This is a genomic window from Spirosoma pomorum, assembly GCF_054776615.1.
Genome location: NZ_BAAHBP010000025.1, coordinates 149,786 through 175,388 on the forward strand (window position 1 = coordinate 149,786; position 25,603 = coordinate 175,388).

At 47.3% G+C, this 25,603-nt stretch carries 25 protein-coding genes and 1 riboswitch; of the genes, 16 read left to right on the top strand and 9 right to left on the bottom strand.

Annotated features, from left to right (window positions below):
• Nucleotides 1-9: 9 nt before the first annotated feature.
• A complete protein-coding gene (locus ACYVAD_RS15285; protein WP_461140372.1) occupies nucleotides 10-1,395 on the bottom strand; it encodes a UDP-N-acetylmuramate--L-alanine ligase in 1,386 nt (461 codons plus the stop codon).
• 303 nt (nucleotides 1,396-1,698) lie between these two features.
• Between ACYVAD_RS15285 and ACYVAD_RS15290 the strand changes: the two genes are divergently transcribed.
• Entirely contained in the window at nucleotides 1,699-3,177 is a 1,479-nt protein-coding gene (locus tag ACYVAD_RS15290) for a type III PLP-dependent enzyme domain-containing protein (protein WP_461140373.1), read from the top strand.
• A gap of 357 nt (nucleotides 3,178-3,534) precedes the next feature.
• On the opposite strand, the gene ACYVAD_RS15295 is transcribed toward ACYVAD_RS15290, so the two are convergent.
• Complete coding sequence (locus ACYVAD_RS15295; protein WP_461140374.1) at nucleotides 3,535-4,809, bottom strand: Glu/Leu/Phe/Val family dehydrogenase; 1,275 nt, start codon at nucleotides 4,807-4,809, stop codon at nucleotides 3,535-3,537.
• Nucleotides 4,810-5,136: 327 nt separating this feature from the next.
• On the opposite strand from ACYVAD_RS15295, the gene ACYVAD_RS15300 reads away from it, so the two are divergent.
• The 5 genes from ACYVAD_RS15300 to ACYVAD_RS15320 all read left to right on the top strand — a co-directional run bounded on the left by ACYVAD_RS15300 (nucleotide 5,137) and on the right by ACYVAD_RS15320 (nucleotide 7,976).
• Nucleotides 5,137-5,523 (top strand): TraR/DksA family transcriptional regulator, encoded by a 387-nt coding sequence (locus tag ACYVAD_RS15300; protein ID WP_176565171.1) that lies wholly within the window; start codon nucleotides 5,137-5,139, stop codon nucleotides 5,521-5,523.
• Nucleotides 5,524-5,795: 272 nt separating this feature from the next.
• Nucleotides 5,796-6,218, top strand: a complete 423-nt coding sequence (locus tag ACYVAD_RS15305; protein ID WP_461140375.1) for a phage holin family protein — start codon at nucleotides 5,796-5,798, stop codon at nucleotides 6,216-6,218.
• A gap of 78 nt (nucleotides 6,219-6,296) precedes the next feature.
• The gene (locus tag ACYVAD_RS15310; protein WP_461140376.1) at nucleotides 6,297-6,824 is read left to right on the top strand and encodes a hypothetical protein; all 528 of its coding nucleotides are present in this window, start codon (nucleotides 6,297-6,299) and stop codon (nucleotides 6,822-6,824) included.
• Complete coding sequence (locus ACYVAD_RS15315; protein ID WP_461140377.1) at nucleotides 6,802-7,554, top strand: phosphoglycerol geranylgeranyltransferase; 753 nt, start codon at nucleotides 6,802-6,804, stop codon at nucleotides 7,552-7,554. Before ACYVAD_RS15310 ends, ACYVAD_RS15315 begins: the two co-directional genes overlap by 23 nt.
• Complete coding sequence (locus ACYVAD_RS15320; RefSeq protein ID WP_461140378.1) at nucleotides 7,551-7,976, top strand: energy transducer TonB; 426 nt, start codon at nucleotides 7,551-7,553, stop codon at nucleotides 7,974-7,976. Before ACYVAD_RS15315 ends, ACYVAD_RS15320 begins: the two co-directional genes overlap by 4 nt.
• Before the next feature lie 76 nt (nucleotides 7,977-8,052).
• Here the strand turns inward: ACYVAD_RS15320 and ACYVAD_RS15325 are convergent, their stop codons facing one another.
• The 3 genes from ACYVAD_RS15325 to ACYVAD_RS15335 all read right to left on the bottom strand — a co-directional run bounded on the left by ACYVAD_RS15325 (nucleotide 8,053) and on the right by ACYVAD_RS15335 (nucleotide 10,848).
• The gene (locus tag ACYVAD_RS15325) at nucleotides 8,053-8,979 is read right to left on the bottom strand and encodes an AraC family transcriptional regulator (protein ID WP_461140379.1); all 927 of its coding nucleotides are present in this window, start codon (nucleotides 8,977-8,979) and stop codon (nucleotides 8,053-8,055) included.
• Nucleotides 8,980-9,150: 171 nt separating this feature from the next.
• Nucleotides 9,151-10,320: an acyl-CoA dehydrogenase gene (locus ACYVAD_RS15330; RefSeq protein WP_461140380.1), complete on the bottom strand. Its 1,170-nt coding sequence runs from the start codon at nucleotides 10,318-10,320 to the stop codon at nucleotides 9,151-9,153.
• A gap of 105 nt (nucleotides 10,321-10,425) precedes the next feature.
• On the bottom strand, nucleotides 10,426-10,848 hold the full coding sequence (locus ACYVAD_RS15335) for a hotdog family protein (protein ID WP_461140381.1): 423 nt from the start codon (nucleotides 10,846-10,848) through the stop codon (nucleotides 10,426-10,428).
• Between the two features lie 31 nt (nucleotides 10,849-10,879).
• On the opposite strand from ACYVAD_RS15335, the gene ACYVAD_RS15340 reads away from it, so the two are divergent.
• The gene (locus tag ACYVAD_RS15340; RefSeq protein ID WP_461140382.1) at nucleotides 10,880-11,731 is read left to right on the top strand and encodes an alpha/beta fold hydrolase; all 852 of its coding nucleotides are present in this window, start codon (nucleotides 10,880-10,882) and stop codon (nucleotides 11,729-11,731) included.
• On the opposite strand, the gene ACYVAD_RS15345 is transcribed toward ACYVAD_RS15340, so the two are convergent.
• Nucleotides 11,675-12,388, bottom strand: a complete 714-nt coding sequence (locus ACYVAD_RS15345) for a TVP38/TMEM64 family protein (protein ID WP_461140383.1) — start codon at nucleotides 12,386-12,388, stop codon at nucleotides 11,675-11,677. The genes ACYVAD_RS15340 and ACYVAD_RS15345 overlap by 57 nt on opposite strands.
• Nucleotides 12,389-12,403: 15 nt before the next feature.
• On the opposite strand from ACYVAD_RS15345, the gene ACYVAD_RS15350 reads away from it, so the two are divergent.
• Nucleotides 12,404-13,543, top strand: a complete 1,140-nt coding sequence (locus ACYVAD_RS15350; RefSeq protein ID WP_461140384.1) for a cystathionine gamma-synthase — start codon at nucleotides 12,404-12,406, stop codon at nucleotides 13,541-13,543.
• A gap of 39 nt (nucleotides 13,544-13,582) precedes the next feature.
• Here ACYVAD_RS15350 and ACYVAD_RS15355 read toward each other — a convergent pair whose 3' ends face one another.
• A complete protein-coding gene (locus tag ACYVAD_RS15355; protein WP_461140385.1) occupies nucleotides 13,583-15,982 on the bottom strand; it encodes a TonB-dependent receptor in 2,400 nt (799 codons plus the stop codon).
• A 63-nt stretch (nucleotides 15,983-16,045) separates the two neighbouring features.
• A riboswitch (TPP riboswitch) is annotated at nucleotides 16,046-16,142 on the bottom strand.
• A gap of 76 nt (nucleotides 16,143-16,218) precedes the next feature.
• Between ACYVAD_RS15355 and ACYVAD_RS15360 the strand changes: the two genes are divergently transcribed.
• The 5 genes from ACYVAD_RS15360 to serS all read left to right on the top strand — a co-directional run bounded on the left by ACYVAD_RS15360 (nucleotide 16,219) and on the right by serS (nucleotide 20,552).
• The gene (locus tag ACYVAD_RS15360; protein ID WP_461140386.1) at nucleotides 16,219-16,443 is read left to right on the top strand and encodes a DUF4926 domain-containing protein; all 225 of its coding nucleotides are present in this window, start codon (nucleotides 16,219-16,221) and stop codon (nucleotides 16,441-16,443) included.
• Nucleotides 16,444-16,528: 85 nt separating this feature from the next.
• Nucleotides 16,529-17,224, top strand: coding sequence for a tetratricopeptide repeat protein (locus ACYVAD_RS15365; RefSeq protein WP_461140387.1), 696 nt, complete (start codon nucleotides 16,529-16,531; stop codon nucleotides 17,222-17,224).
• A gap of 96 nt (nucleotides 17,225-17,320) precedes the next feature.
• Nucleotides 17,321-17,821 (top strand): 6,7-dimethyl-8-ribityllumazine synthase, encoded by a 501-nt coding sequence (gene ribH, locus ACYVAD_RS15370; protein ID WP_461140388.1) that lies wholly within the window; start codon nucleotides 17,321-17,323, stop codon nucleotides 17,819-17,821.
• Between the two features lie 104 nt (nucleotides 17,822-17,925).
• Nucleotides 17,926-19,275, top strand: coding sequence for an aspartate kinase (locus tag ACYVAD_RS15375; protein WP_461140389.1), 1,350 nt, complete (start codon nucleotides 17,926-17,928; stop codon nucleotides 19,273-19,275).
• Between the two features lie 5 nt (nucleotides 19,276-19,280).
• Nucleotides 19,281-20,552: a serine--tRNA ligase gene (gene serS / locus ACYVAD_RS15380; RefSeq protein WP_461140390.1), complete on the top strand. Its 1,272-nt coding sequence runs from the start codon at nucleotides 19,281-19,283 to the stop codon at nucleotides 20,550-20,552.
• Here the strand turns inward: serS and ACYVAD_RS15385 are convergent.
• Both ACYVAD_RS15385 and ACYVAD_RS15390 read right to left on the bottom strand, forming a co-directional pair.
• Nucleotides 20,549-20,821 carry a hypothetical protein gene (locus tag ACYVAD_RS15385; protein WP_461140391.1) on the bottom strand — a complete coding sequence of 91 codons (273 nt, stop codon included), beginning with the start codon at nucleotides 20,819-20,821 and terminating at the stop codon, nucleotides 20,549-20,551. The two genes, serS and ACYVAD_RS15385, sit on opposite strands and share 4 nt — an antisense overlap.
• An 80-nt stretch (nucleotides 20,822-20,901) precedes the next feature.
• Nucleotides 20,902-22,179: a DUF349 domain-containing protein gene (locus ACYVAD_RS15390; RefSeq protein WP_461140392.1), complete on the bottom strand. Its 1,278-nt coding sequence runs from the start codon at nucleotides 22,177-22,179 to the stop codon at nucleotides 20,902-20,904.
• A gap of 74 nt (nucleotides 22,180-22,253) precedes the next feature.
• On the opposite strand from ACYVAD_RS15390, the gene ettA reads away from it, so the two are divergent.
• From ettA to ybeY, 3 genes are all read left to right on the top strand, one after another.
• On the top strand, nucleotides 22,254-23,921 hold the full coding sequence (gene ettA, locus ACYVAD_RS15395) for an energy-dependent translational throttle protein EttA (protein WP_461140393.1): 1,668 nt from the start codon (nucleotides 22,254-22,256) through the stop codon (nucleotides 23,919-23,921).
• Nucleotides 23,922-23,985: 64 nt separating this feature from the next.
• Entirely contained in the window at nucleotides 23,986-24,816 is an 831-nt protein-coding gene (locus ACYVAD_RS15400) for an aminotransferase class IV (protein ID WP_461140394.1), read from the top strand.
• Between the two features lie 216 nt (nucleotides 24,817-25,032).
• Entirely contained in the window at nucleotides 25,033-25,452 is a 420-nt protein-coding gene (gene ybeY, locus ACYVAD_RS15405) for an rRNA maturation RNase YbeY (RefSeq protein WP_461140395.1), read from the top strand.
• Nucleotides 25,453-25,603 lie beyond the last annotated feature (151 nt).

Below are 25,603 nucleotides of genomic sequence, written 5' to 3' on the forward strand. Positions count from 1 at the left end.
TTGTATTAATTATTCGCCAGTCAATTGACTAGCCAGTTTATCGATTTCCATCCCACCAAATGAGCCGGAACTCATTAGCAAAAATACGTCCGCAGCGGAGCGTTGCTCAACAAGGTATCTCTGCAATTCCGTTACGTTCGTAAATACCCGCAGATTCTTATGGGCAAACGCTTCTTCTGCATCCGAAGCGGTAATATCAACCGGATGACCATTGCTGTTGATATACACCACAGCCGCGTCGGCGGGCTCCAGCGTCCTTTCGTATTCGCCCAGAAACGGTTTATTCAGACTACTATACGTATGCAACTCCACCACAACCAGTAAGCGTTGGTTTGGAAACTGCCGCCGGACAGCCTCCGTTACGGCTTCCACTTTGGCGGGCGCATGAGCCGCATCCCGCAGCACAGTACGTCTGTTAGCCTCCGCAATTTTTTCCAGCCGGTGCGTCACGCCCACAAACGACGGAATAGCCTCGTAGAACTGATCTTCGGTAATACCCAGGCGATCGCAGACGGCCATAGCTCCAGCAATATTTTTCATGTTGTGCTCACCAAAAACAGCTATCGGAATCCGTCGAGATGGAACACCACTGCGCTTTTTGGTAACTAAATACGTCTGTCCCTCGACAACTTCACTCGGATGCGCTAAGTAGGGTATTTTGGTGATGTCAGTCCGGTCCTTCTGCCCAATGACGTCCAACATATTGTCGGACTCATCGAAGATTAGTATGCCCGCTTTGGGCATGTCCTCAGCTAGTTGCTCGAAGGGATCAACGTAGGCGTCCCAAGTCGGATATAAATTCACATGGTCCCAGGCAATGCCATTGATCAGGGCTATGTGGGGACGGTAGTTTAGAAACTTGGGTGTGGCGTCAATGGGTGATGACGCGTATTCGTCGCCCTCAATAATAATGACTGGCGCAGCTAACCCGTCCTGCCCCGTCGACAGTCGAACTGTTCCCGGTAATCCTGCAACCGGCTCTCCCACCAAAAAGTCGAACAGGCGCTTATGGTACTGCATTACGTGCAGAATCATGGCCGTTATCGTCGTTTTGCCGTGACTTCCCGTAATAACGACCCGTTGTTTCTGTAGACTTTGCTGATAAACAAAATCTGGATAAGAATAAATTGGCAGGCCCAGTTCCTGCGCTCGCAGCAACTCTGGATTATCCGAACGTGCGTGCATGCCAACAATAATTGCATTGGCCTGATTTACTTTTTCCGGAAACCAGCCTAACTCCGTCGGTAATAACCCATGCTGTTCCAATTGGGTTTTGGATGGGTCATAGATAACATCGTCGGAGCCAGTAACGATATATCCCTGTTTTTGAAGCGCCAGTGCGAGACTATGCATAGCACTACCGCCAATGGCAATGAAGTGGATGGCTTGGGACATTCTAAAAATAAAATTCAGTGTCGGGAAGCAAAAGTAGCCGTTCTTTTTGGTTTGATAGCCAAAGCCTACCAAAGGGAACCATGCAGCCTGTCTGTTATTTTGCGAATGCTTAAATCAGCGATTGGCTCAACGGTACCTCATTGTTTTCCCAATGTAAAATTTGTGGCCTCCCCGAATCAAACCCCGATCTTTTTCGTTGACTAACTTATGAAAAGGCTTTCCTTGTAAAGCCCAAGTATAGACGCCAAATTCGCGCCTGTTTTTGATCGCACAAACTCCTTTTTTTACGCGTCAACCATAGGGATGAAGACATACTATGATCTGATTGACCAGACATTCGAATTTCCAACCCGGGAGTTCAATGTTGAAAATAACGAACTGATGTTCAACAATGTCCCACTGATGGATATTGTTAAACAGTACGGTACGCCACTTAAACTAACTTACCTGCCTAAGATTACAGAGCATATCGAACACGCTAAACTGCTGTTCCGGAATGCCATGAAGCGGTATAATTATAAGGGGTCTTATACGTACTGCTATTGTACGAAGTCATCGCACTTTCGGTTCGTACTCGAAGAAGCCCTGAAAAACAATATACATCTGGAAACATCGTCGGCTTATGATATTCCCATTCTGCGGGAATTACACAAGCTCGGTAAAATTTCGAAGAGCACGTATATCATCTGCAACGGCTATAAACGGCCGTTGTATACCCAGTACATCAGTGAGCTGATCAACGAAGGGTTTTCAAACTGCATCCCGGTGCTGGACAACCTCAAAGAAATCGAAGCTTACGAAAATAGCATTACCGCTGATTCGGTGAATTTCGGTATCCGCATTGCTACGGATGAGGAGCCTAACTTTGCGTTCTACACCTCCCGACTGGGTATTCGTTACAGCGATGTTAATGAGCTGTATCGGACTAAGATTCAGCCAAATGAGAAGTTCAAGCTGAAAATGCTGCACTTCTTTATCAATACGGGGATCAAAGACAGCGCTTATTACTGGAGTGAGTTAAGCCGCTTCATGTACAAGTACTGTGAGCTCCGAAAAATCTGCCCGGATCTGGATTCGATCGATATTGGTGGAGGTATGCCCATCCAGACGTCGTTCCAGTTTACGTATGATTACCAAGCCATGATCGACCAGATTGTGGAGAGTATTCAGTGGATCTGCAACAAGAACAATGTACCGGTGCCGCATATCTTTACCGAATTCGGCTCGTACACGGTTGGCGAAAGTGGGGCAGTTATTTACAAAGTAATCGATCAGAAGCTACAGAACGACAAGGAGTTGTGGTACATGATTGATGGTTCGTTCATCACGCAGCTTCCTGATTCGTGGGGTCTCGGCCAGAAGTACATCATGCTGTCGGTCAATAACTGGGACAATCCGTACCAGAAAGTGAACCTGGGCGGCCTTACTTGTGACTCGCACGATTTTTATAATACTGAGCCGCACAGCGCTGACCTGTACTTACCAATTTTCGATCAGGACGCCGAAGATCAATACGTAGGTTTGTTCCATACGGGTGCCTATCAGGAGTCGTTAGGTGGCTACGGTGGTATTCAGCATTGTCTGGTACCGGCACCTCAGCATGTCATCGTTGATAAGGATGAGAACGGTAACTTACGCACTCGGTTATTTGCATCTGAGCAGAACAGCGAGGTTATGTTGAAGATCTTGGGTTACGGCGACGCCGAGCCTGGCATGACCGAACTTGAAGCGACTGAAGCGGCCGAAGAACGGGAGGAAGAAGCCGAACTGGCCAAGGAATAAAACTTGCCCTGTTGAGATGGCGTTTTTTTTGCACCATCTTTGCGGTATAATGTGCTTGAATAGACGTACGTTTCTAGCAGTCAGATCGTTATCAGATTATGGACGCATGCCGATTCAACCACTAAACAAGCTAACGTATTCATGAAAAAACTACTGATCTTATCGGTTGCGCTGGCGACGCTTTCGCTCGGTGCTTGCTCACGTCGAAGTAACTGTCCGGCTTACGGCTCTGTACAAAAGCTAGCTCCAGCAACCACACAAGCCAAAGCTTAAAAAGCTTAGTCTAGTTTCGTAAAAACGACAAGGCCCGACATGTTTCGCATGTCGGGCCTTGTCGTTTTTAATTCGATATGGCGATCAATAACCACCCCGGAATTTGTAGGTACTAGCTACTTTGTCAATGGCTACAATGTAGGCAGCCAGACGAAGCGGTACCTGATAACGCTGCGACGTATCAAACACCCGGTCAAAGGCATCTTTCATTACCCGGTCAGCCCGACGGTTAATCCGGTCTAGCGTCCATTTGTAGCCGATACGGTTCTGCACCCACTCGAAATAGGAAACCGTAACACCACCCGCATTTGCCAGAATGTCGGGTACAACCAGAATACCTTTGCTGTTGATGATTTCGTCAGCGCTGGCTGATGTTGGACCATTAGCACCTTCTACAATCATTTTTGCCTGGATTGAAGCGGCATTGTCTTCTGTGATAACATCTTCTTTCGCAGCCGGCACCAGGACATCGACTGGAAGTGAGAGTAATTCTTCGTTTGAGATCTTCTCCGCTCCGGCAAAGCCTTCTAATGAACCTTTGTTACCATTCCGATAGGCTACCGCGGCAGTGATATCAATACCGTTCTCGTTATAGTAGCCCCCCGAAATATCGCTGACGGCAACAACCGTTACGCCCCGTTCGTGCAACAGTTCAGCCGCAAATGAACCAACGTTTCCGAAGCCCTGAATGGCCGCCGTAGTTTTGTATGGGTTCATGCGCAGTTTATCCATTGCTGACAGAGCTGCAACCGTTACGCCCCGCCCCGTAGCTTCCGTACGACCCAGTGACCCACCCAACACCAGTGGTTTACCCGTTACGACGCTGTTTACGGTCATGCCTTTCGCCTTAGAATATTCGTCCACAATCCAGGCCATTTCGCGCGGACCAGTTCCCATATCGGGCGCAGGTATGTCTCGATCAGGACCAATGACATCGAGCATCGCTACCGTATACTGACGGATCAAGCGTTCGATCTCGCCGGCTGACATTTCGCGTGGGTTGCAGGCAATGCCGCCTTTTGCTCCCCCGTACGGAATGTCCACAACGGCGCATTTCCAGGTCATCCAGGCCGCTAGAGCCCGCACCTCGTCCAGATGGACGCCGGGATCAAGTCGAATTCCTCCCTTAGCTGGTCCTAGAATATTGGAGTGAATAACCCGGTATCCTTCAAATACTTTAATGCTGCCGTTATCCATCGTGACTGGCAAACCGACAATCACTTGGCGAGCAGGCACTTTGAGGATATCGTACATCTCTGCCGAAATGCCCAGCAGATGAGCAGCAGCATCGAATCGGGACATCATCGATTCGAGCGGATTTTCTTTATCTTTTATCGGAGCTGGTTCAATGTAAGCCATGGCTATTTGTTACTTTATCTACTAAAACTCATTTGCTGATGAAGTGTACAACAAAATTAACAAATCAACGTCATTCATAATATAAGCCTATTTTATCTACAATTAATTTAAAAATTATAATGAAAGGTTTATATGATACTTTTCCTAACAACAGAACACTTACTAAAAGTTAGCTAACCAAACCAAATATTGATTGGTAAAAAGGCAATCGGACGATTCGATAAAAATTTAAAAAAGTTTTTACGGGCTACACCCTTATTGAAATACCGGTGACAATCCTGTAATTTTGTGTACAGTACGTACACACTGTAAAAGCAAACCTTTGCGATGGTGAAAGAAGAGAAAAAAAGATACTCTGAAGAGGATCTAAAGGAGTTTGAGGAGCTTATCAGCCAAAAGCTGGATGCTACCCGCAGCGAACTGAATTACATTAAGGAAACCCTAAGCAAGCGTAATGACAGCGGTACGGATAACACATCCGGCAACTCAAAATTACTGGAGGATGGGGCTGATACCAGCGAGCGAGAAAACCTTAATCAGTTAGCAGCCCGGCTTCAGAAATTTATTCAACAGCTGGACGCTGCTATGGTCCGCATCAAAAACGGAACGTACGGTATCTGCAAAGACACGGGTAAACTGATTCCTAAAGAGCGGCTCCGCGCAGTACCACACACGCAACAGACGATCGAAGCTAAGCTACGACAGTCTAACTAAACAGTGCTGGTTAGTACCTAATCCCTTTTCGACTGATCTATGTGATGTAATCTATACTGCATATTCCAGCCCTTATTTGTGTCAAATTTCATTGGCGATCGACCTGGTAGCTCACTGGGTTAATCGCCTTTTTTAGGCTCAATTTTTTACGTACCAAGTCACCCAGTGATCAGCGAAAGGTCGTACAGTAGATGATTTTTGCGTTTTTTAAAAACAAACACGTCGTTTTCTGGTAAATATCGCAAAGGATACTTTTTTTAATAAGCACAACCATGCTAGAACATTTAGAGGAAATTCGGGAAAATATATTCCGCTATCTGGAAGCTCGTATTGAACTGTTTACACTAGAAACACGCAGTAAGATCGAAGAAGGCGTCGTTGTCGGCATCCACGGTGTCGTTCTGGCGCTTTTGGGCAGCATGACAACTATTTTCCTGTTTAGCCTCCTGGCAGCTTATCTGAATGAAGTGACCAACAGCCGCTACTTAGGTTTTCTGATTGTGGCTTTGTTCTTTTTGTTAATGACTGTTCTTTGGTATGCAGCGAAGAACTTTTTTAAGGCTCGAATTCGAGTGATAGCTTATAGTGCTATCAAGAAGAGCCAAGAAAAGAAAGAAGAGGAAAAAAAGGACGCTATCCGGGATTTGCAGGATCAGAACCGTTCCCTAATAAATCCTGATCCAAGAATCAGCTAGTAACAATTATCCAGCAGTTCACTGCCAATAAGTAGCGTACTGATCTTATCGTAAAACCAATAAGCAGAAAATAACGAAATGGAAGATCCTAAAATATTATTTGCTGATACAACCGAACGGCGTGCTCAATTGATGGCTGCTACCGAGCGGTTTAAATCATCGATTACTGACGGAGTAGATACAATTAAAGAAGATGCATCGGAAATTGGCAAGACAGCTGCGTTTGTAGCGGGTGTCAGTTTAGCCGTATATTTGGTTGTCAATGCTGTGTTGCCTAAATCTGCCGAGTACCGTTACGCTGAGAAATATGGCGAACCCGATGAAGCAGATTACGAATATGATGAGGATGACGAAGACGCGCTACGTGCTGCTTCGCCAGCCCACAAAACTGTAAAACGGCAGGCAGAAAAAACGCAAAAATCAGCGGCCGCGAGCGGTTTAATCGGTGGTTTAGTTACGTCCGTATTAACGAATATCGCCCGCGAACAGCTGACAAGCTTTATAGCCCGCATCCGTCAAAATAATGCCGTCAATCCAGTCGCGAGCCCAACAGAATACCACGAGTCAGCGCCCGCAAAGCCTGTTGACTATACTCCAGGCACATAAGCTGTCGGGAAAGAAAGCGCTTGCTGTCCTGCTTGACCCTGATAAGGTGGAGCAGGACATTCTTGTTAAATTACTTCACCGTATGCAGGATTATCCTGTCGATGCGTTTCTGGTTGGGGGTAGCTTAGTAACCGACTACAGTCACCAGGAGGTAATTGCAACGCTTCGTCAGCACTCATCGAAGCCTATCGTTCTTTTCCCGGGCAATCCGCTTCACATTGATTCTTCAGCCGATTCTTTGTTGTTATTGTCGCTTATTTCCGGCCGCAATCCCGAATTCCTGATCGGCCAGCATGTTATTGCGGCTCCACTGCTGAAAAAAAGCGGCCTTGAAATTCTACCTACTGGCTATATGCTGGTCGATAGTGGTACCCAGACGACCGTTTCCTACATTAGCAACACAACTCCATTACCCCACGACAAGCCGGGTGTAGCGGCTTGTACGGCTATGGCTGGCGAAATGCTTGGGCTTAAGCTTATATATCTCGATGCAGGTAGTGGTGCACGTCGTCCAGTATCTCCAGAAATGATTGCTGCTGTTCGGGCCGCCGTAGACGTACCAATTATTGTTGGTGGGGGTATCAACTCTGGCGAAAAAGCTTACGAAGCCTTAAGAGCCGGCGCCGATATGATCGTTGTTGGGAATGGACTAGAAAACGATCCTGACCTGTTGCCCGAACTATCGAATGTTGTACGGCAACTCAACCAATCTGTTGTTCAAACGCCATGAAATTCGTCTTTACTTTTCTTTTACTAAGCACTCTCTGCCTGTCACTTGCTACTCTATCTCACGGGCAGGCACGTAAAGAGCTTGTTTATACGGTCGCCGAACGCCAGCCTGAGTTTCCGGGCGGTCAAGCGGCCTTAACGCAATACCTGGCACAGAATATCAAGTATCCTGGTTCGTTGATTCGCAAGAACCGGAACGCCGACCCCGTAGATGCCAAATTCATCGTTGATAAAGACGGTGTGGTAAGAGATGTACGTGTGGTAACGAAATCTGCCGACAAGATGACCCAGAAAGGCATGGAGTCGTTTATGAAAACAGTTATCACGGCTATTGAAAAAATGCCTCGCTGGCGTCCGGGCGAAGTGAATAACCAACCAGTTGCTGTTTTCTATACGCTTCCCATTACGGTAAATCTGCAATAGGTATTCTAAACGAAACGAGAGCCAGTTGGATAAAACCACTGGCTCTCGTTTCGTTCTTTATAGAATAGCTGTAAAGCTATACGTTCATCAACGATTCCCGACGACGCATCTTACCGGCTGGAATACCAAACATCATCTTAAAACGACGGCAGAAATAAGCGGTGTCCTTGTAGCCAACTTCGGCACCAATGGCCCGGATACTTTTCTTACTCGTCCGAAGTAAACCAACAGCGGCCTCCATTCGCTGGTACTCAATGTAATCCTGTGGATTAATCCCAGTCAACATTTTGAAGTACTGCCCCACGTAATCTTCCGATACGTTTGCTACGTTCGCCAACACCTTATTCGACAGATCACCGCCCAGATTATCCTTGATGTAAGCGAAGATATCGATCAGACGTGGATCTTTGAAGTAAGTACTGTTCGTTACCAACTGTTCGACAAACAGGCGGTTTTTCAGAATGTAGCGAACAACTTCAATAACGATCTCTTCCGTTTTGATCTTGATGATCCGACCCTTGCCAGCCAGATCAGTCATATCTTCAGCCAGGATCTGATTGATCGTGATCGCCAGATGATCTTCCTTCTTTATGATAAATGGAGGTACATCCAGCGAATTGAAGAAATTGACGGAGTCAAATACTTTTGCTTCGAACGATACGTACCCAAACGAATCAGATAGTTTCCCGATCAGTTTAGGATCATGGTTTCCTTCCCAGTACGCTTCCCGGTGCGTCATGAACTCCTCGTTCGACACCGTTTTCGACGTAGAGGGGTCACCATACGTGACCGTTACGTGTTTTCCGCCGGGAATAAATAGCATATCCCCTACTTCAACATTCACTCGTTCATCACCAATCGAAACTTCGCCGTTGTAGAGAATCAGTAATGTGTTCTCAACATCGTAGAAGTTTTTAATTGTTATCGGTTGTAGAATTCGAATATTACGGGCCTTAATAAACTTAACTCCCAGTGATTCGATGATTTTATTGTAGTCTTCCATAGTCGAAAGAAGTGCGTTCTAAACTAGTTGCCCTCCCAAAGTTGCACAAAACTAATAATTTGTACAAAACTAATACAACATTAAAAGTTCGAAAAACATAAAAAAAAGCACATTTTTAGATTAAATGCGCTTTCAACTTTTTGAATAATTATATTTTACTAAGAAAAATACTCACTTGAGCAGCTCACGGGCGATTACTAGTTTTTGTATTTCTGACGTACCTTCATATATCTGGGTGATTTTTGCGTCACGCATAAGCCGCTCTACGTGAAATTCTTTGACGTATCCATAGCCGCCGTGAATCTGTACGGCTTCCGTCGTAGCCCACATCGCAACATCAGAAGCGAACAATTTAGCCATCGCAGCTGCCTGTACGTAATCCTTATGTTCGTCTTTCAAGCGAGCTGCTTTATAGACCAGTAGCCGGGCTGCCTCGATTCGTGTCGCCATGTCGGCCAGTTTAAACTGAATAGCCTGATGGTCAAAAATCTGCTTTCCAAATGATTTTCGCTCCTGACTGTATTTTAGTGCCAATTCGTAGGCGCCAGCAGCAATACCCAGTGCCTGAGCCGCAATACCAATACGACCACCGTTGAGCGTTGTCATAGCGAACCTGAAACCAAAACCATCTTCACCAACACGGTTCTCTTTGGGCACTTGCACGTCTGTAAACAGCAACGAGTGGGTATCAGAAGCCCTGATTCCCATCTTATCCTCCTTTTTACCTACTACGAAACCAGGAGTACCTTTTTCTACGACCAGACAGTTGATACCATGGTGTTTTTTTTCACGATCTGTCTGAGCAATTACCAGGCAAATACTTGATGACCCGCCGTTGGTAATCCAGTTCTTTGTTCCGTTGATCAAATAATAGTCGCCTTTGTCTTCAGCAGTAGTTGACTGGGACGTAGCATCTGAACCCGCTTCGGGCTCGGATAAGCAAAAGGCACCGAGTACCTCACCGGTAGCTAAACGGGTCAGGTATTTTTGTTTTTGCTCCTCGGTTCCATACGCTTCCAGACCAAAGCAAACCAGCGAGTTATTGACCGACATAATAACCGCAGCTGATGGATCAATTTTGGAAATTTCTTCCATGGCCAGAACGTACGAAACGGTATCCAGCCCGCTCCCGCCGTATTCAGGCGCTACCATCATACCCAGGAAGCCCAGCTCACCCATCCGTTTGACCTGGGCCGCCGGAAAACGAGATTCGTTATCGCGCTCAATAACGCCCGGCAGGAGTTCATGCTGCGCAAAATCGCGGGCGGCCTCCTGCACAGCGCGGTGCTCTTCCGACAAATTGAAATTTAACCCCTGCAATTCCAGCCCTGTCGTTGTCATATGCTTCTGATGAATCTGGTAAGTAAATGCTAAAATAAAAAGAAGTCATATAGTATGCATGCATACTATATGACTTCTTTCAAAAAAAGCCGTCTGCCAGGACAATTATTCAAATAGCAACACAAGCAGTTCTGCGGTACAGGCAGGTTTTTGTTCTCCCTCTACTTCAAAGGCACATTCGATAACAGCTCGGACGCCATTGGTATCTTCGTTGTCATTCTGCGGCTCCGCATGATGCAGCCACGCTTTAAGTCGTAGTTGGCTATCTACTGGCACTGCCTCGTTAAAGCGAATTTTGTTGGCGCCGTATGTCACCATTGACGTAACCGAATCAATTTTGATCAGCTGATTGAGCAGCTTAGGCGCTAAAGCAAGTGTCAAAAAATTGTAAGCACCAGCCTGTGTCGGTTCGCCCGTCGCCTGTGCGAACTGATCGATCATTTCCTGAGTGATTGGCATGTAGCCAGTTTCACCAAGCGGTTGTCCGGCCTGCGCGAAAAATTCAGCCAGATTGGCGAAGGTTTGCATGATTCGTTGAGTTTTACGCAACTTTACCGGTATGACCGGAGCCGATGCTGTTCATTATTTTTCGTTCGAGCATTATACAATCGCGTACCGAATCTTTGGTCACGGTCCAAATCCCCTGCTAGCATTTCATGGTTTTGGTCAGACTGGTCACGTTTTCCTCCCGCTGGAACAGATCAGTAGCCACGTATTCACGGTATACGCACCTGACTTATTTTTTCACGGCGGTAGTCAGATTGATTCTGCTCAACTACTAACTAAAACGGATTGGCAAAGGTTACTGAGCGCTTTTTTACAGACTCATCATATCGATTCGTTTTCCGTGCTGGGCTTTAGCCTGGGGGGACGGTTTGCGCTGACCACGTCGGAGTTGTTTTCGAATCGTATCACGGGTTTGTACCTGATTGCACCTGATGGAATTACTCGCAACTTTTGGTACGATCTGGCAACGCAGTCCAGGCTTGGACGTGCCTTATTTCGCTATACGCTTGATCACTTGTCCTTGCTCAACCACTTCGGTCATACGCTGACGAAACTTGGCTTGCTCAATCGAACCGTCATGCGCTTTGTAGAACATTCGCTCAGTACGCCTGGTCAGCGGCAGCTTGTATACGATGTCTGGACGCAATCTCGGTTGATCTGGCCCGACCTAGCCGGCCTTTGTCTACGCCTGAACCAGCGTACCATTCCGGTCTGGTTATTTCTGGGCGCGTTCGACCGAATTATTCCAGGTCATCACGTCTGGCCACTGTTTTGGCGGTTACAAACGTATCATCTGACCGTTTTCAAAACGGGACACAACCGGCTGATTGACTTGACTGCTAACGAACTAGCGAAGCGCCCGACGCACTACCTGCCACAGTCCGGCGATGGACACAACAATTAGTCCAATAACAATTACCTGCGTCCAGAGGCTACTATTTGGATTGTCCAGCAACGTGCGTATTTCGTGAGCCTCATAACCCGACCAGACGGCCAATAAGGAGCGGGGCGTCATCCCCAGAAATCCTCCCAGCAGAATGTTCTTGAGTCTAGCCCCCGATAGCGCAAACAAAAGATTGGTCAGGCCGAACGGTAGAATAGGTGAGAGTTTAGCGAAGAATATCACCTCCAGTTCTTTGCCACGAATCCGATCCAGTACCGATTGTGCTTTTGGATTACGACGTAAAAACTTGATAAACTGATCATGGTCAACCCAACGGACCAACAGGTTGATCATCAATATTCCGCCCAGATTAATTACGAAAATGGGCAGTACTGCATGCCAACCCAGAAAATAACCAAATATGAGTGCGAGTATGGTCGGTGGCGTTAGTGCGGCCGATGTAATCGTGCAGACTAACGTAATGATCGCCCACTCCCAGCCCGTGAATCCAGCAATAACTTTTTCGTAGATGACGGCATAGTATGTCAGCACCGACGTAAAAACGATGGGCGTTATGGAGAGTAGTACGCCCGCAATAGCCGGGCCGGTGATTTTAGCGCGTATGTAAGGGTTCACTACGTAACAAACCGGAAAAGCCCTGATGTTGTTGATAGTCATTTACTACCTTCGAGTATGAAATTCGGAACAAAAGCCATTCACGCAGGGATCGAGCCGGACCCAACAACGGGCGCAATTATGACGCCTATTTACCAGACATCCACCTACGTTCAGGAATCGCCGGGTAAACACAAGGGATATGAATACGCCCGTACGCAGAACCCAACGCGAACAGTGTTGCAGAATAATCTGGCTGCGCTCGAAAACGGCAAACACGGCATTTGCTACGCGTCGGGTCTGGGCGCTACCGATGCCATTCTGAAACTTTTCAAGCCCGGCGACGAGATCATTGCCAGCAGCGATCTATACGGTGGTACGTATCGGATTATGGTACGTGTTTTTCAGGATTTTGGACTAACCTTCAAATTTATCAGCTTGGACAATCCGGCCAACCTGGAAGCGGCTATTACGTCCGCTACGAAAATGGTCTGGATCGAAACGCCTACCAATCCCCTGCTTCGGCTGGTCGACATTACAGCGATTGCCCAGATTACGAAGCAACGTAACATTCAGCTTGTCGTCGACAATACGTTTGCATCCCCTTATTTGCAAAACCCGCTCGATCTGGGTGCTGATATCGTGGTGCATTCGGCCACGAAATACTTGGGCGGTCACTCTGATACCGTGATGGGTGCTATTGTCCTGAATGACGACGAAACAGCGCAGAGACTAGCTTTCATTCAGAACGCCTGCGGGGCTGTACCGGGACCACAGGACTGTTTTTTGGTTCTACGCGGCATCAAAACCTTACATGTTCGGATGCAGCGTCACTGCGAGAACGCGCTCCAGGTAGCGCAGTATCTGGCACAGCATCCTAAAGTAAGTCGGGTCCATTACCCAGGTCTACCCGATCATCCGGGGCATGAACTGGCCAAACAGCAAATGCGTGGTTTTGGCGGTATGCTTTCTTTCGAACTCAAAGGTGACTCGATGCCCGAAGCAGTTCGGGTAATGGAAAGCTTCGACGTATTTTCCCTGGGTGAATCGTTGGGTGGGGTTGAATCGCTCTGCACGCACCCGGCCAGCATGACCCATGCCAGCATCCCGAAAGAAGAGCGTGAAAAGAACGGATTGAAAGACACCTTAATCCGGCTTAGCGTCGGTATTGAGGACGTAACGGACCTAATTCAGGATCTGGAACAGGCTATTGGGTAACAAAAAAGGGTCGGCACAAACCGACCCTTTTTTGTTTGATTAAAATCGTAACCTTATCCCCGCCAGGAAGTTTCGCCCTGCTTGTGGATAATAACCATTGTCGGCGCGCACGGCACCTTCAGATATGTAGGCGTAGGTATAGCCGTTCGATTCATATAGCTCATTGAAAACGTTGTTAAACAGCAACGTGAACGTAATCTCCTCCGCAAATTTTGGTTTCAGCGAGTAAATCAGCCGAATATCATTGGTGAAATACGAATTCAGCTTCCGGCTTTCATTCGACGTATTATCCAGATACTGCTTCCCGACGTATTTCGACAGTAGGCTTAATTCCAGTCCCTTCACCGGGGTGTACATCAGCTGCGAACCGCTGATCACATTGGGCGAAAACGCAATATCGGTTTTACTGTACTGACGTGACTCCTGCTGGTCGTTGTCAAAGTTGTCAAGATACTCCGTGAAATTCCGGATCTTGTTTTGACTGAACGTAGCGTTCAGATTCCAGCGCAGTTGATTGGTCAAACGCACACCGGCTTCCAGCTCAACACCCGCCCGGTAGCTGCTTGGTACGTTCACCCGGTTGTAAGCGCCGACGTCGTTTAGTTGCCCGGATAGCACCAGCTGATTCCGGTAATTCATATAATACGCGTTTGCCGTAACTGCCAACCGAGCGGTTTGTAGTTTATAGCCCGCTTCGTAATCAATCAGGGACTCTGCTCTAGGGCGACTTTCGGGTGTCGATTGCGTATAGTCATCCCGATTCGGTTCGCGGTGCCCAACACCTACCGACGCGTACACTGAATTTTGATCGTTGAGTGTGTACGTGAGGCCAGCTTTAGGGTTGAAAAACGTCAGGCTGGCATTCTGCTGCACATTTTGGAGCTGGCTGTTGAACCCCAGGAACGAGTACTTGATCTGCCGCACCTGCATGTCAGCGTAGGCGTTGAACTTTGACGTAAACTGGTAGAATGCTTTAGCGTACAGATTAAAATCCGTCTTGGTCGCATCGTCGTTATAGTACCGGTCCCGGATATTGGTATTTCCGGCAACGCGCGCCCAGATAATTTCGCCGAAGTGAGCGCCTTTATACTGGTTCCAGCCCCCGCCAATGTTCGCCGTCAGCTTTTTAAAACTGTTGAAATCCAGCGAAAAAACAGTACCATAAAAGTCATTATCCAACCACCGACGCCGAATAATGTCCGTGCGGGTAATTGTAGAATCGCCAATTACTACGTTCGGCAGACCGTAATTACTGAAGCGGTCATTAGGCCGAAACTGTTCATAGTAACCCCGTCCTTTTGTATAGAAAGCCGATACATTCAGCCGCCAGTTCCGGCTTAGCTCGTGCGACGTAATGAGCTGATAATTATCCTGTTGATAGTTATCGGTTTCGTTGTCGTAGGTATATACATTGTACGTCCGGTTGGTCCGCAGTAAATCTTCGGGGACGCCACCCCACGACTGGTAGGTCTGCTCCCGGCCCGAAAAGACGTTCAACCGGAAAAAGCTTTTCTTGGTGTAATAGCCGCCGGAGATGTAAAACGATTTCAGGTCCGAGAATGCCCGATCAACGTAGCCATCTGAATATATCTTAGACAGTCGGGCATCCAGCACAAAATGATTATTAAGCAGCCCTGTTCCAGCCAGTACGTTTACTTTCCGGGTACCGAACGAGCCCGCCGACAGATTGGCTTCGGCGTATGGCTTTTCCTGAAGTTGGTTCGTCTGAATATTCAGCGAAGCCCCGAACGCGCCCGCGCCATTCGTTGACGTACCTACCCCCCGCTGGATCTGAATACTGCTCACCGACGACGCAAAATCGGGCATATTCACGAAGAACGTTCCCTGCGATTCAGCATCGTTATAGGGAATCCCGTTCAGCGTTACGTTCACCCGTGTGGCATCCGACCCCCGAATCCGAATACCCGTATAACCCACCCCGGCCCCAGCATCTGATGTGGTCACGATAGAAGGCGTAAAGTTGAGCAGTTGCGGTATGTCCTGTCCCAAATTAAGCTTGTTCAGATCCCGACGTGAAACGTTCGTGTAGGCGATCGCCGACTTCTGATCGGCTCTGGTAGCACTCACTGTTACCTCATCCACCACAACCGCCGTCCTCTGTAAACGAATAGAAAGCGTTTCGTTCTGGGTCAGTTGCAGCTCCCTGGTCTGGGATTCATAACCCAGTAAAGAAATACGCAGAGATAATGGTCCCGCTGGTAGATTGGTTAGCTGAAATGCTCCATTAGTGTTGGTGAATGTTCCTTTATAGGTTCCTTCAACGGTAACGGCAACACCGGGTAGCGTTTCGGCAGCACCTTCGGCGTCAACTACTGTTCCGGAAAGCGTGAATTGAGCCCATACAGGCAGCACAAACAGCCAACTCAGGACTGTCAGTAGATAAAAGCGGTTATACCGCCCAATCATCGGTTTTTTCATCGCGAAAAAAACATGACGATAGGCCAAGGGGCCAAACCTACCTTTTGATTGTCAAAAAGTTAGTAGAAATGAACTCCGTCTCCCTTCGCCGGCATTACCCGGATCAGGTTCAATGGGTATAATCTCAGCCCGTTATTTTCAGGCACCCCTAGAAGATTAGCGCCACAAATCTACATCATTTCTAAAAACAAGACGGTGAGCGTATCGTTATTTAAACAAATCAGTTGGTACCGAGTATGAATGAGTTTGATTTGGTTGTGCTCCAGGAAGATGTGGCCGGCGGTCGGCTAAAACAGGGCGATGTCGGCACGATTTTGACTGTATATGGGGAAGGTAAAGGATTCGAGGTTGAGTTTGTTACGTTAACTGGCGAGACGGTAGCCATTGAAATCCTGTTACCTCACCAGATCCGCTGCGTGCGATCATCCGAAATTATGTCTGTTCGGGATACGGCCATTTAGTAAAAAATCTTTCTGTAAAGTTTTGAACATTACGCTTTTTCACAAGTTTAATTCTTTCTAATTTTGCAATCCAAATTGCAAAAGCATGAGCAAGAAGAACAGCGGATTGGATTTTTTAGAAGACCCGGACGCGTTGACAGGTCAGTTTGAACGGGCCGAATATTTTTTTGAGGAAAACCGGAACGTCCTTTTCGGTGTCCTTGGTGGAATCGTTTTATTGATTGTCGGCTTTTTCGGCTATCGGTACTACGTGAGTAGCCAGGACGAAACCGCCCAGGTTGAACTCTTCCCTTCGGTATACCAACTTGAAGCAGATTCGCTGAAACAGGCGTTGAACGGCGATGGTAAGACTCCCGGATTGCTTTCTGTTGCCGATAACTATGGCTCTACACCCGCTGGTAATCTGGCTGCATTTTACGCTGGTACGGCTTTACTGAAACAGGGTAAGTTCGATGAAGCGATTGATCAACTCAAAAGCTTTAGCTCATCGGATCTGCTGGTTCAGGCGCGTGCTTATGCTCTAATTGGCGATGCGTATATGGAGAAAAAGGATTTTGAAGAGGCTGCCAGCTACTATCAGAAAGCAGCTGACTACAAGCCAAATAAATTCTTTAGCCCATCGTACCTGATGAAACTTGCTGTCGCCCAGGAGCAAGCTAAACAAAACGATAAAGCGATCGACACATACAATACGATCATCGAAAAATACGCACAATCGACCGAGGCTGTTAGTGCTCGAAAATACAAATCGTTGCTGGAGGCAACGGTCGGTGAGTCGTAAGCGTATTTGACAATCATAAATACAGCAAAGGACAAAGCCGACCGGGGTTTTGTCCTTTTTTGTTTTCATTCCCTACAGACGAAATTTTACGGATATATGGCTTCTGATTTAAAAAACCTCAGCGTCTTCTCGACAGACGCGCTACCCGATGTCAGTCACCGGCGTTTTGCCATTCTGGTTTCCGAATGGAATACCGAAGTAACAGAAGCACTTTTTAACGGTGCTTACCAAACGCTGCTTCAACACGGCGTCAAAGCCGAAAACATCGTCCGGGCGAACGTACCGGGTAGTTACGAACTAAGCCTGGGTTCACAGTGGTTTGCGCAGCGTGATGACATTGATGCGGTTATTGCTTTAGGCTGCGTCATTCAGGGTGAAACCAAACACAACGATTACATCAATCACGCCGTTGCGCAAGGCCTGACCAATGTCAGTTTGAAGACCAGCAAACCGGTCATTTTTGGTGTTCTGACACCAAACGATCAGCAACAGGCCCTCGACCGGGCGGGTGGCAAACATGGGAACAAAGGTGATGAAGCCGCCATCACCGCTATCAAAATGCTCGGCTTGCAGAAGCTGGTATACAGTAAACTATAAAGAGCGAAATCGGACCGCCGATGCGGAATGAAAGAGTGAAAGAGCGATGTAGCTAAGTTTCATTCTTTCGCTCTTTCGCTCACTCACTCTTTCACTCTTCACATATGCACGTCTGGAAATTTGGAGGTACATCGGTCGGGAAGCCCGAACGTATGCAATCCATCCGCCGATTAGTTACGGCCGATGATACACGTAAAATTGTCGTATTATCGGCGCTGTCAGGCTCGACGAATTCACTGTTGGCTATCGGTGAGTCGCTCAAGGATAACAATGACGCACAGGCGAATCAGACTATTGATACGCTCAAAGCGCATTACGATACGTTTGTCAGCGAGCTATACAGTACCGAAGCTGGTAAAGCAGCTGGTCAGCAGATCGTTGATAACGAGTTTTCGTTCATACGTTCCCTGACAACGATCAAGCCTTTCACGTTGAAGCAGGAAAAGGAACTGGTGGCAGAAGGCGAATTGCTGAGTACGCAACTTTTTCAGTCTTATCTTGATGAAGAAGGTGTTCCTTCGGTCTTACTGCCGGCGCTGGAATTCATGCAGATTGATGCAGACAATGAGCCCGTCATCTCGTTCACTGAGCAGAGATTGGCGGACATGCTGCCTCAGCATGATGATAAACATATCATTGTTACCCAGGGCTTCATTTGTCGGAACCCACGGGGCGAAGTTGATAACCTTAAACGGGGCGGTTCGGATTACACGGCCTCGCTGATCGGTGGGGCGGTTCGGGCCGAAGAAATCCAGATCTGGACGGACATCGACGGAATGCACAACAACGATCCACGAATCGTTAAAAATACGTTTCCTGTCCGTGAGCTGACCTTCGATGAAGCAGCTGAACTGGCTTATTTCGGCGCTAAGATTTTGCATCCGTCAACGATCACACCCGCCCGGATGTTTGGCGTTCCTGTTCGTCTGAAAAACACGATGGAGCCCAGTGCTCCGGGTACGCTCATCGCTGACAGACCTTCTTCGACTGGTCATTCGGGGCCCGTATTCAAAGCTGTAGCTGCCAAGGATGGTATCACGGCTCTGTACATCCACTCGACTCGTATGCTAAATGCGTATGGGTTCCTGCGCCGGATTTTCGAGATTTTCGAAAAGTATAAAACGCCGGTAGACATGATTGCTACGTCGGAAGTGTCTGTTTCGGTTACGATCGATAACACAGATCGGCTTGCTGAAATTTCGGAAGAACTGAATGCTTTCTGTACGCTGGAAGAACCCGACCATGATCAGACAATCGTTTGTATCGTTGGAAACTTCAGCGCCGACAATGAAGGCGTCGCGTTACGTGTCTTCAACGCCATGAAAAGTATTCCGATTCGGATGGTTTCATACGGTGGTACGGAGAGCAACTTATCACTACTCATCCACGGTCGTTACAAAGCCGACGCGCTAAACGCGTTGAATGACGGGTTATTTACCCAACAAAATAGCTAACTCAAATGCTACAGGTTCCATTCATTCGAGAAAATAAAGAAGCGACGCTAGCTGGTTTACGCAAAAAGCATTTTGCGAACGCCGAAGCGGTTATCGACCAAGTACTAACCCTCGATCAGCAGCGTCGGGATACTCAGAAGGAATTAGACGAGGTATTAGCCCAATCTAACGCGAAAGCGAAGGAGATTGGTGCCTTGATGAAAAGCGGCCAGAAGGAAGCAGCCGAAGCCGCTAAAACTGAAACAGCAACGCTGAAAAATCGGTCGAAAGAACTCGATGAGTTGTTAAACCAGGCTGAACAGCAGTTACAGGCCGTTCTGGTAACGATTCCGAACTTACCACACAGCAGCGTTCCCGAAGGCCGCTCGGCCGATGATAACGAAGTCGTGTTGGAAAACGGCGAAAAGCCTACGCTCCATGCCGATGCTCAACCACACTGGGAGCTAATTAAAAAGTACGATATCATTGATTTTGAACTGGGCGTTAAGATTACTGGTGCTGGCTTCCCTGTCTACAAAGGCAAAGGAGCCCGTATTCAACGGGCGTTGATCAATTTCTTCCTTGATGAAGCGCTGAACGCAGGTTATTTCGAGATTCAGCCACCGATCGTGGTCAATGAAGAGTCTGGATTTGCCACGGGCCAACTTCCTGACAAGGAAGGACAAATGTACCTGATCAACGAGGAGAAATTTTATCTGATTCCGACGGCCGAAGTTCCAATCACAAACCTTTACCGGGACACAATCGTACCCGAGAACCAATTACCCATCAAGAATACAGGTTATACGCCCTGTTTCCGGCGGGAAGCAGGTTCCTGGGGGGCGCACGTTCGCGGGCTGAACCGACTGCACCAGTTCGACAAAGTCGAATTAGTACGTATCGAAAAACCAGAAAACTCCTATGCTGCGCTGGAAGAAATGAGCCACCACGTACAATTGCTGTTGCAAAAGCTGGAATTGCCTTACCGGGTGCTGCGGCTCTGCGGGGGCGACATGGGCTTCACCTCGGCGCTAACGTATGACATGGAAGTCTGGTCGGCTGCGCAGCAACGCTGGCTGGAAGTAAGTTCCGTGTCTAATTTTGAAACATATCAGGCTAACCGCTTGAAATTACGTTCCAAAATTGATGGCAAAACGCAGCTATTGCACACGCTGAACGGTTCAGCGCTGGCATTACCGCGAATTCTGGCGTCGATTCTTGAGAATAATCAGACACCGGAAGGCATTCGTATTCCAGCCGCGCTGGTCCCTTACTGTGGTTTTGATCTGCTCAATTAACAATCACACGAGTAATTACCATAGCCAGGGAAGTTTGGCGATAACCGACGATCCAGGCTGACAACGCGGTTGAGCGGAATCGTTTCGCCCGTTGCCAGCTTGATCAATTCAACGCCATCCTGACTCAGGAAATCCTTGATCAGTACGTCGGCTTTGATAAACTCGTTCAGATCCGTCAGGTATTCGATCCGGACAAATTTTCCCGGAATGATGGCCTCCCGAAACTCCGTTTCGGTTACGGGTTCAAGTTGTTTCAAGTTTGTTTCCATACCGTAATAACATCCCCAAACAACGAAACGTGCCCTGGACTAGTCCAGGGCACGTTTCGTTGTTTGGGGATATATAAAATCTAGTACCCGACCGCAGTCAGCTGCTTCTGAAATTCTTTCAGGATTATTTCTTTCATCGCGATCTTTCGCTTTTGCGTATTGATCTTATTGAGCACCATCTTATCGTCCGGATTGTTCGGATCTAGTCCATCGGCATCCTGCAAGGCAAACTGAAGATCGTTTTTCTCTCGTTTAACCAAGTACTCCATTTCCCGGATTTTTGTCCGAATTTGCTCCGCCTGGCTTTTTAATTCAAAAGCGGGGTATTTCCGCGTCAATACGCGGTTGAGGTAGCTTAATTCAAAAATCTTGTCGCAGGCAGCTCGGAAACGTTCGTTGATGTCTTTGTCCTGCATCTTGAACGGAATTTTGATTTCCTTCCAGCTGTTGAGCAGCACCTTGGCCCGATCGGCCGCTGCTACAATATCATCCTGTTTAGCCAGCCGTTCTGCCTCATCGGCCATCTTCATCTGAGCCTCAATCCGTGGATCGATTTTTTTCTCAATGACGATACCTTTGGCTTCATTATACTTAGCGTAGAATGTTGTCGTCGCTTTTTTGAACGACTTGTACAACTTGCCACTTTTCTTGATCGGAACTTCACCTACCTGCTTCCAGGCGTTATTCAGGCGACGTACTTCCTGAAATGCAGCGTCCAGATCACCGAGCCGGTTTGCCCGGAACGCAAGTCGAATTAGCTCGTCGTATTTATCCAGGCGTTCCTGAATAATCTTATTCTGTTCATTAAAAAATTCGCGACGGCGTTGAAAGAAACTGTCGAGCAATTCCTGGAAACGTCCTTCAACGTCGGCTTCAACTGATTTATCGACAGGTCCCGTTTTAATCCATTTGGTTTTAACCTCCTGAAGAGCATCGGCAGTTGGGCGCCAGTCCGTACTATCGACCAGGGCCTCGGCTTCACCGATCAACGCCCGTTTGATTTCCAGATTTTTGAGCTGGTTAACCGATATCAGGTCTGCCAAGAGCGCTTCCTGTGCATCCAGTCGTTCGAGCAGAGGAGGAAAATCACCAAGGGCGTCAAAGCCGATCAACTTCTTCCGAAGCTGAACTAGTTTAGTCAGATAAGACCCTTTATTCTGAGCTTCGTCAATATCTTTCTCTAACTGACTGACTTTGTTTTCGGCGATGATGAAGCGATTTTTAAAATAATCGAGCGCTTCCTGCTCGGTTCGTTTGACTTCGCCAATCTGGCGGTCTTCATAATTCAGGTAGCCCTTTAAAAATACCTTTCCGTCTTTGACGTAACCGTATTCGTCTACCAGTGAAGCGTTTTCCATTACTGTTTTTGGTTAAGGCTGCGCTGAGGGTTAAATTTGGGCACATTTGCCAACCACAAATCTATCAGAAATTAATGAGCCAGGAAACCATAATTTTCTCCATGGCGGGCGTGAGTAAAAATATTCCCCCTAACCGACAAATCCTAAAGAACATATACCTTTCCTTTTTTTATGGTGCAAAAATTGGAGTTTTAGGCTTAAATGGTTCGGGTAAATCTACTCTGCTGCGCATCATTGCGGGTATTGACAAAAGCTATACCGGTGAGGTTGTGTTCTCGCCCGGCTACTCGGTCGGCATGCTGGAACAGGAACCAAAATTCGATTCAGGAAAGACGGTTCGCGAGGTAGTCGAAGAAGGTGTTCAGGAAGTTGTCAACCTCCTCAAAGAGTTTGATGAGATTAACGAAGCCTTCGGTGACCCAGACGCTGATTTCGACAAACTCATCGAACGCCAGGGTGAAGTCCAGGAAAAACTGGATCACTACAACGCCTGGGAGCTTGATCAGAAATTGGAGCGGGCAATGGACGCGTTACGTTGCCCACCATCCGATGCTCTTATCGACAATTTATCTGGTGGAGAAAAGCGCCGGGTAGCCTTATGCCGGCTGCTGTTACAACAACCGGATGTGTTGCTTCTCGATGAGCCAACCAACCACTTGGATGCCGAATCTGTACTCTGGCTGGAGGAACACCTTCGTCAATACGCGGGTACCGTCATTGCCGTTACGCACGATCGTTACTTCTTGGATAACGTAGCGGGCTGGATTCTTGAGCTTGACCGGGGCGAAGGTATCCCCTGGAAAGGAAACTATTCATCCTGGCTCGATCAGAAGCAAACGCGTTTAGCTAAGGAAGAGAAAACCGAATCCAAGCGGCAGAAAACGTTACAACGCGAATTGGAGTGGGTACGCATGGCCCCTAAAGCGCGTCAGGCAAAGTCAAAAGCCCGTTTAGGCGCTTACGAACGGTTGCTGAGCGAAGACGCCAAACAGCGCGACGAGAAGCTAGAAATATTTATTCCGGCTGGACCACGTTTGGGCGCTAAAGTAATCGAAGCAGAGGACGTTGCGAAAGCTTTCGGTGATCGCCTTCTGTTCGAGCATCTAAATTTCCGTTTGCCACAGGGAGGTATTGTTGGTATTATCGGCCCCAACGGAGCAGGAAAAACGACGTTGTTCAAACTCATCACTGGACGTGACAAACCGAATGCTGGTACGTTCGATGTTGGCGAGACCGTTAAGGTTGCTTACGTCGATCAGGAGCACGATGGCCTTGACCCCAATAAGTCCGTTTACGAAACCATTTCCGGCGGTAATGAATGGATCATGATGGGTGGAAAACAAAGCAATGCTCGTGCTTACGTTAGCCGTTTCAATTTCGCGGGTGCTGATCAAGAAAAGAAGATCGGTACGTTATCCGGCGGAGAACGAAATCGTGTGCATCTGGCTATGACGCTGAAGGAGGGAGCTAATCTTCTCCTACTTGATGAACCAACAAATGATCTTGACGTCAACACGCTCCGGGCTCTGGAAGAAGGTTTAGAAAATTTTGCCGGTTGCGCAGTAGTTATTAGCCACGATCGCTGGTTCCTGGACCGTGTTGCAACCCATATTCTAGCTTTTGAAGGCGATTCTCAAGTCTATTGGTTTGAGGGGAACTTCTCCGAATACGAGGAAAATCGACGGAAGCGGCTAGGTACAGAAGCGACGCCAACCCGCATTAAATACAAGAAGCTCGCGTAATAAGTATCTGCTGTGCCCGCTACACGTAACGATTCTGCGGGCACAGCATTTTTATTTACTCTTCATGCATTACGGATATCTAAACGGAACGATCGCTCCTGTCGATCAGCTAGCTATTGGAGTTACGGATCTATCACTGCTCCGTGGTTACGGCCTGTTCGACTATTTTCTTACCTACAACGGGCGACCATTTCAGTGGGATTGGTACTGGGAGCGCTTCCAGAACTCAGCTACGCGCATGCATCTGAGTTTACCTGTCGGTAAGGATGAAACATATGCTATCGTTATGGATCTGCTCGAACGCAGCACTCAGAACGGTAGTATCGACGTTGCATTCCGTTTTGTTATGACGGGGGGGTATTCATCGGACAGCATCAGCATTATCAAGCCCAATCTGTTGATCATGACTGAAGACATTCATCCAGTACCGATTAGTCAATACGAGCAAGGTATTAAAGTGATCTTGGACGATTACGTCCGTGAAATGGCCGAAGTAAAGACCACCGACTATAAGCACGTCATTTTAATGGCCGAAGCTATCCGTGCTGCTCGAGCATCTGATATTCTGTACCACAAAGACGGAGAAATTAGTGAGCTGAGCCGCAGTAACTTCTTCATTATAAAAGGCGACCAACTTATTACGTCGGACAGGAATATCCTACACGGTATTACTCGACGTACGGTTATGCAGTTGGCGCAGAACGACTTTGAAGTAATTGAACGTCCTGTGTTACTATCCGAGCTTTACGATGCTGATGAGGCTTTTACTACCAGCTCTACTAAAAAGGTGTTACCCATAGTTCAAATTAGCGATCTGAGTATTGGTAACGGGGCTGTTGGTGATAGGTCGAAATTCTTGCTGGAACGCTTCAATGATCTAGTTGAAAACTGGTAATTCAAGGTCATTGCATGTTTACATTGTGCACAAAGCGTTAGTTATCCACAACTTAGATGTGGATAACTAACGCTTTGTGTTGACTATAAAATTTAAAATTATCCTAAGGTTAATAAATAGACTTAACCTTTTTATTTTAATTACGTTACCGCCCAAGCTAAGTAGCCACGCGAGATTCAAAAAGCAGTTAGCATTGAGCCATTACCACAAATCAAAATGATACGCTTTTTCTCTGAAGATGTTCCTTACGAGCAACCACAAAAAAGAGTAACTCAGCAATGGCTGAAGAAGCAGGCCAATAAAGAAGGGTTCAGTATAGGTGATCTGAATTACATATTCTGCTCGGACGAATATCTGCTACAAGTCAATCGGGATTACCTACAGCATGATTACTATACGGATATCATTACGTTTGATCAAAGCGAAGAAGAAAGTAAAATAGAAGGCGATATCTTCGTTAGCGTGGATCGAGTAAAAGATAACGCCATTCAAATGAACGTCACGCCACAGCATGAGATGAAGCGTGTATTAGCTCATGGGCTTCTACACTTGTGTGGATACGGCGATAAATCTGAAACAGAAGCTCAGCTTATGCGGCAGAAAGAAGAAGAATGGATAAACGACTTTCCTCAATAAGATCATCTTATTGATCCAACAATTTGAGGCTAACCAAATAACGAGCTCATGTTATAAATAGAAGCTCGTTATTCGATAGTCTATAAACGCGAAGAGCCGACCTCGTCTGAGATCGGCTCTGTCGCCCGCTTTCGCAAAATCTTAGGTGGCA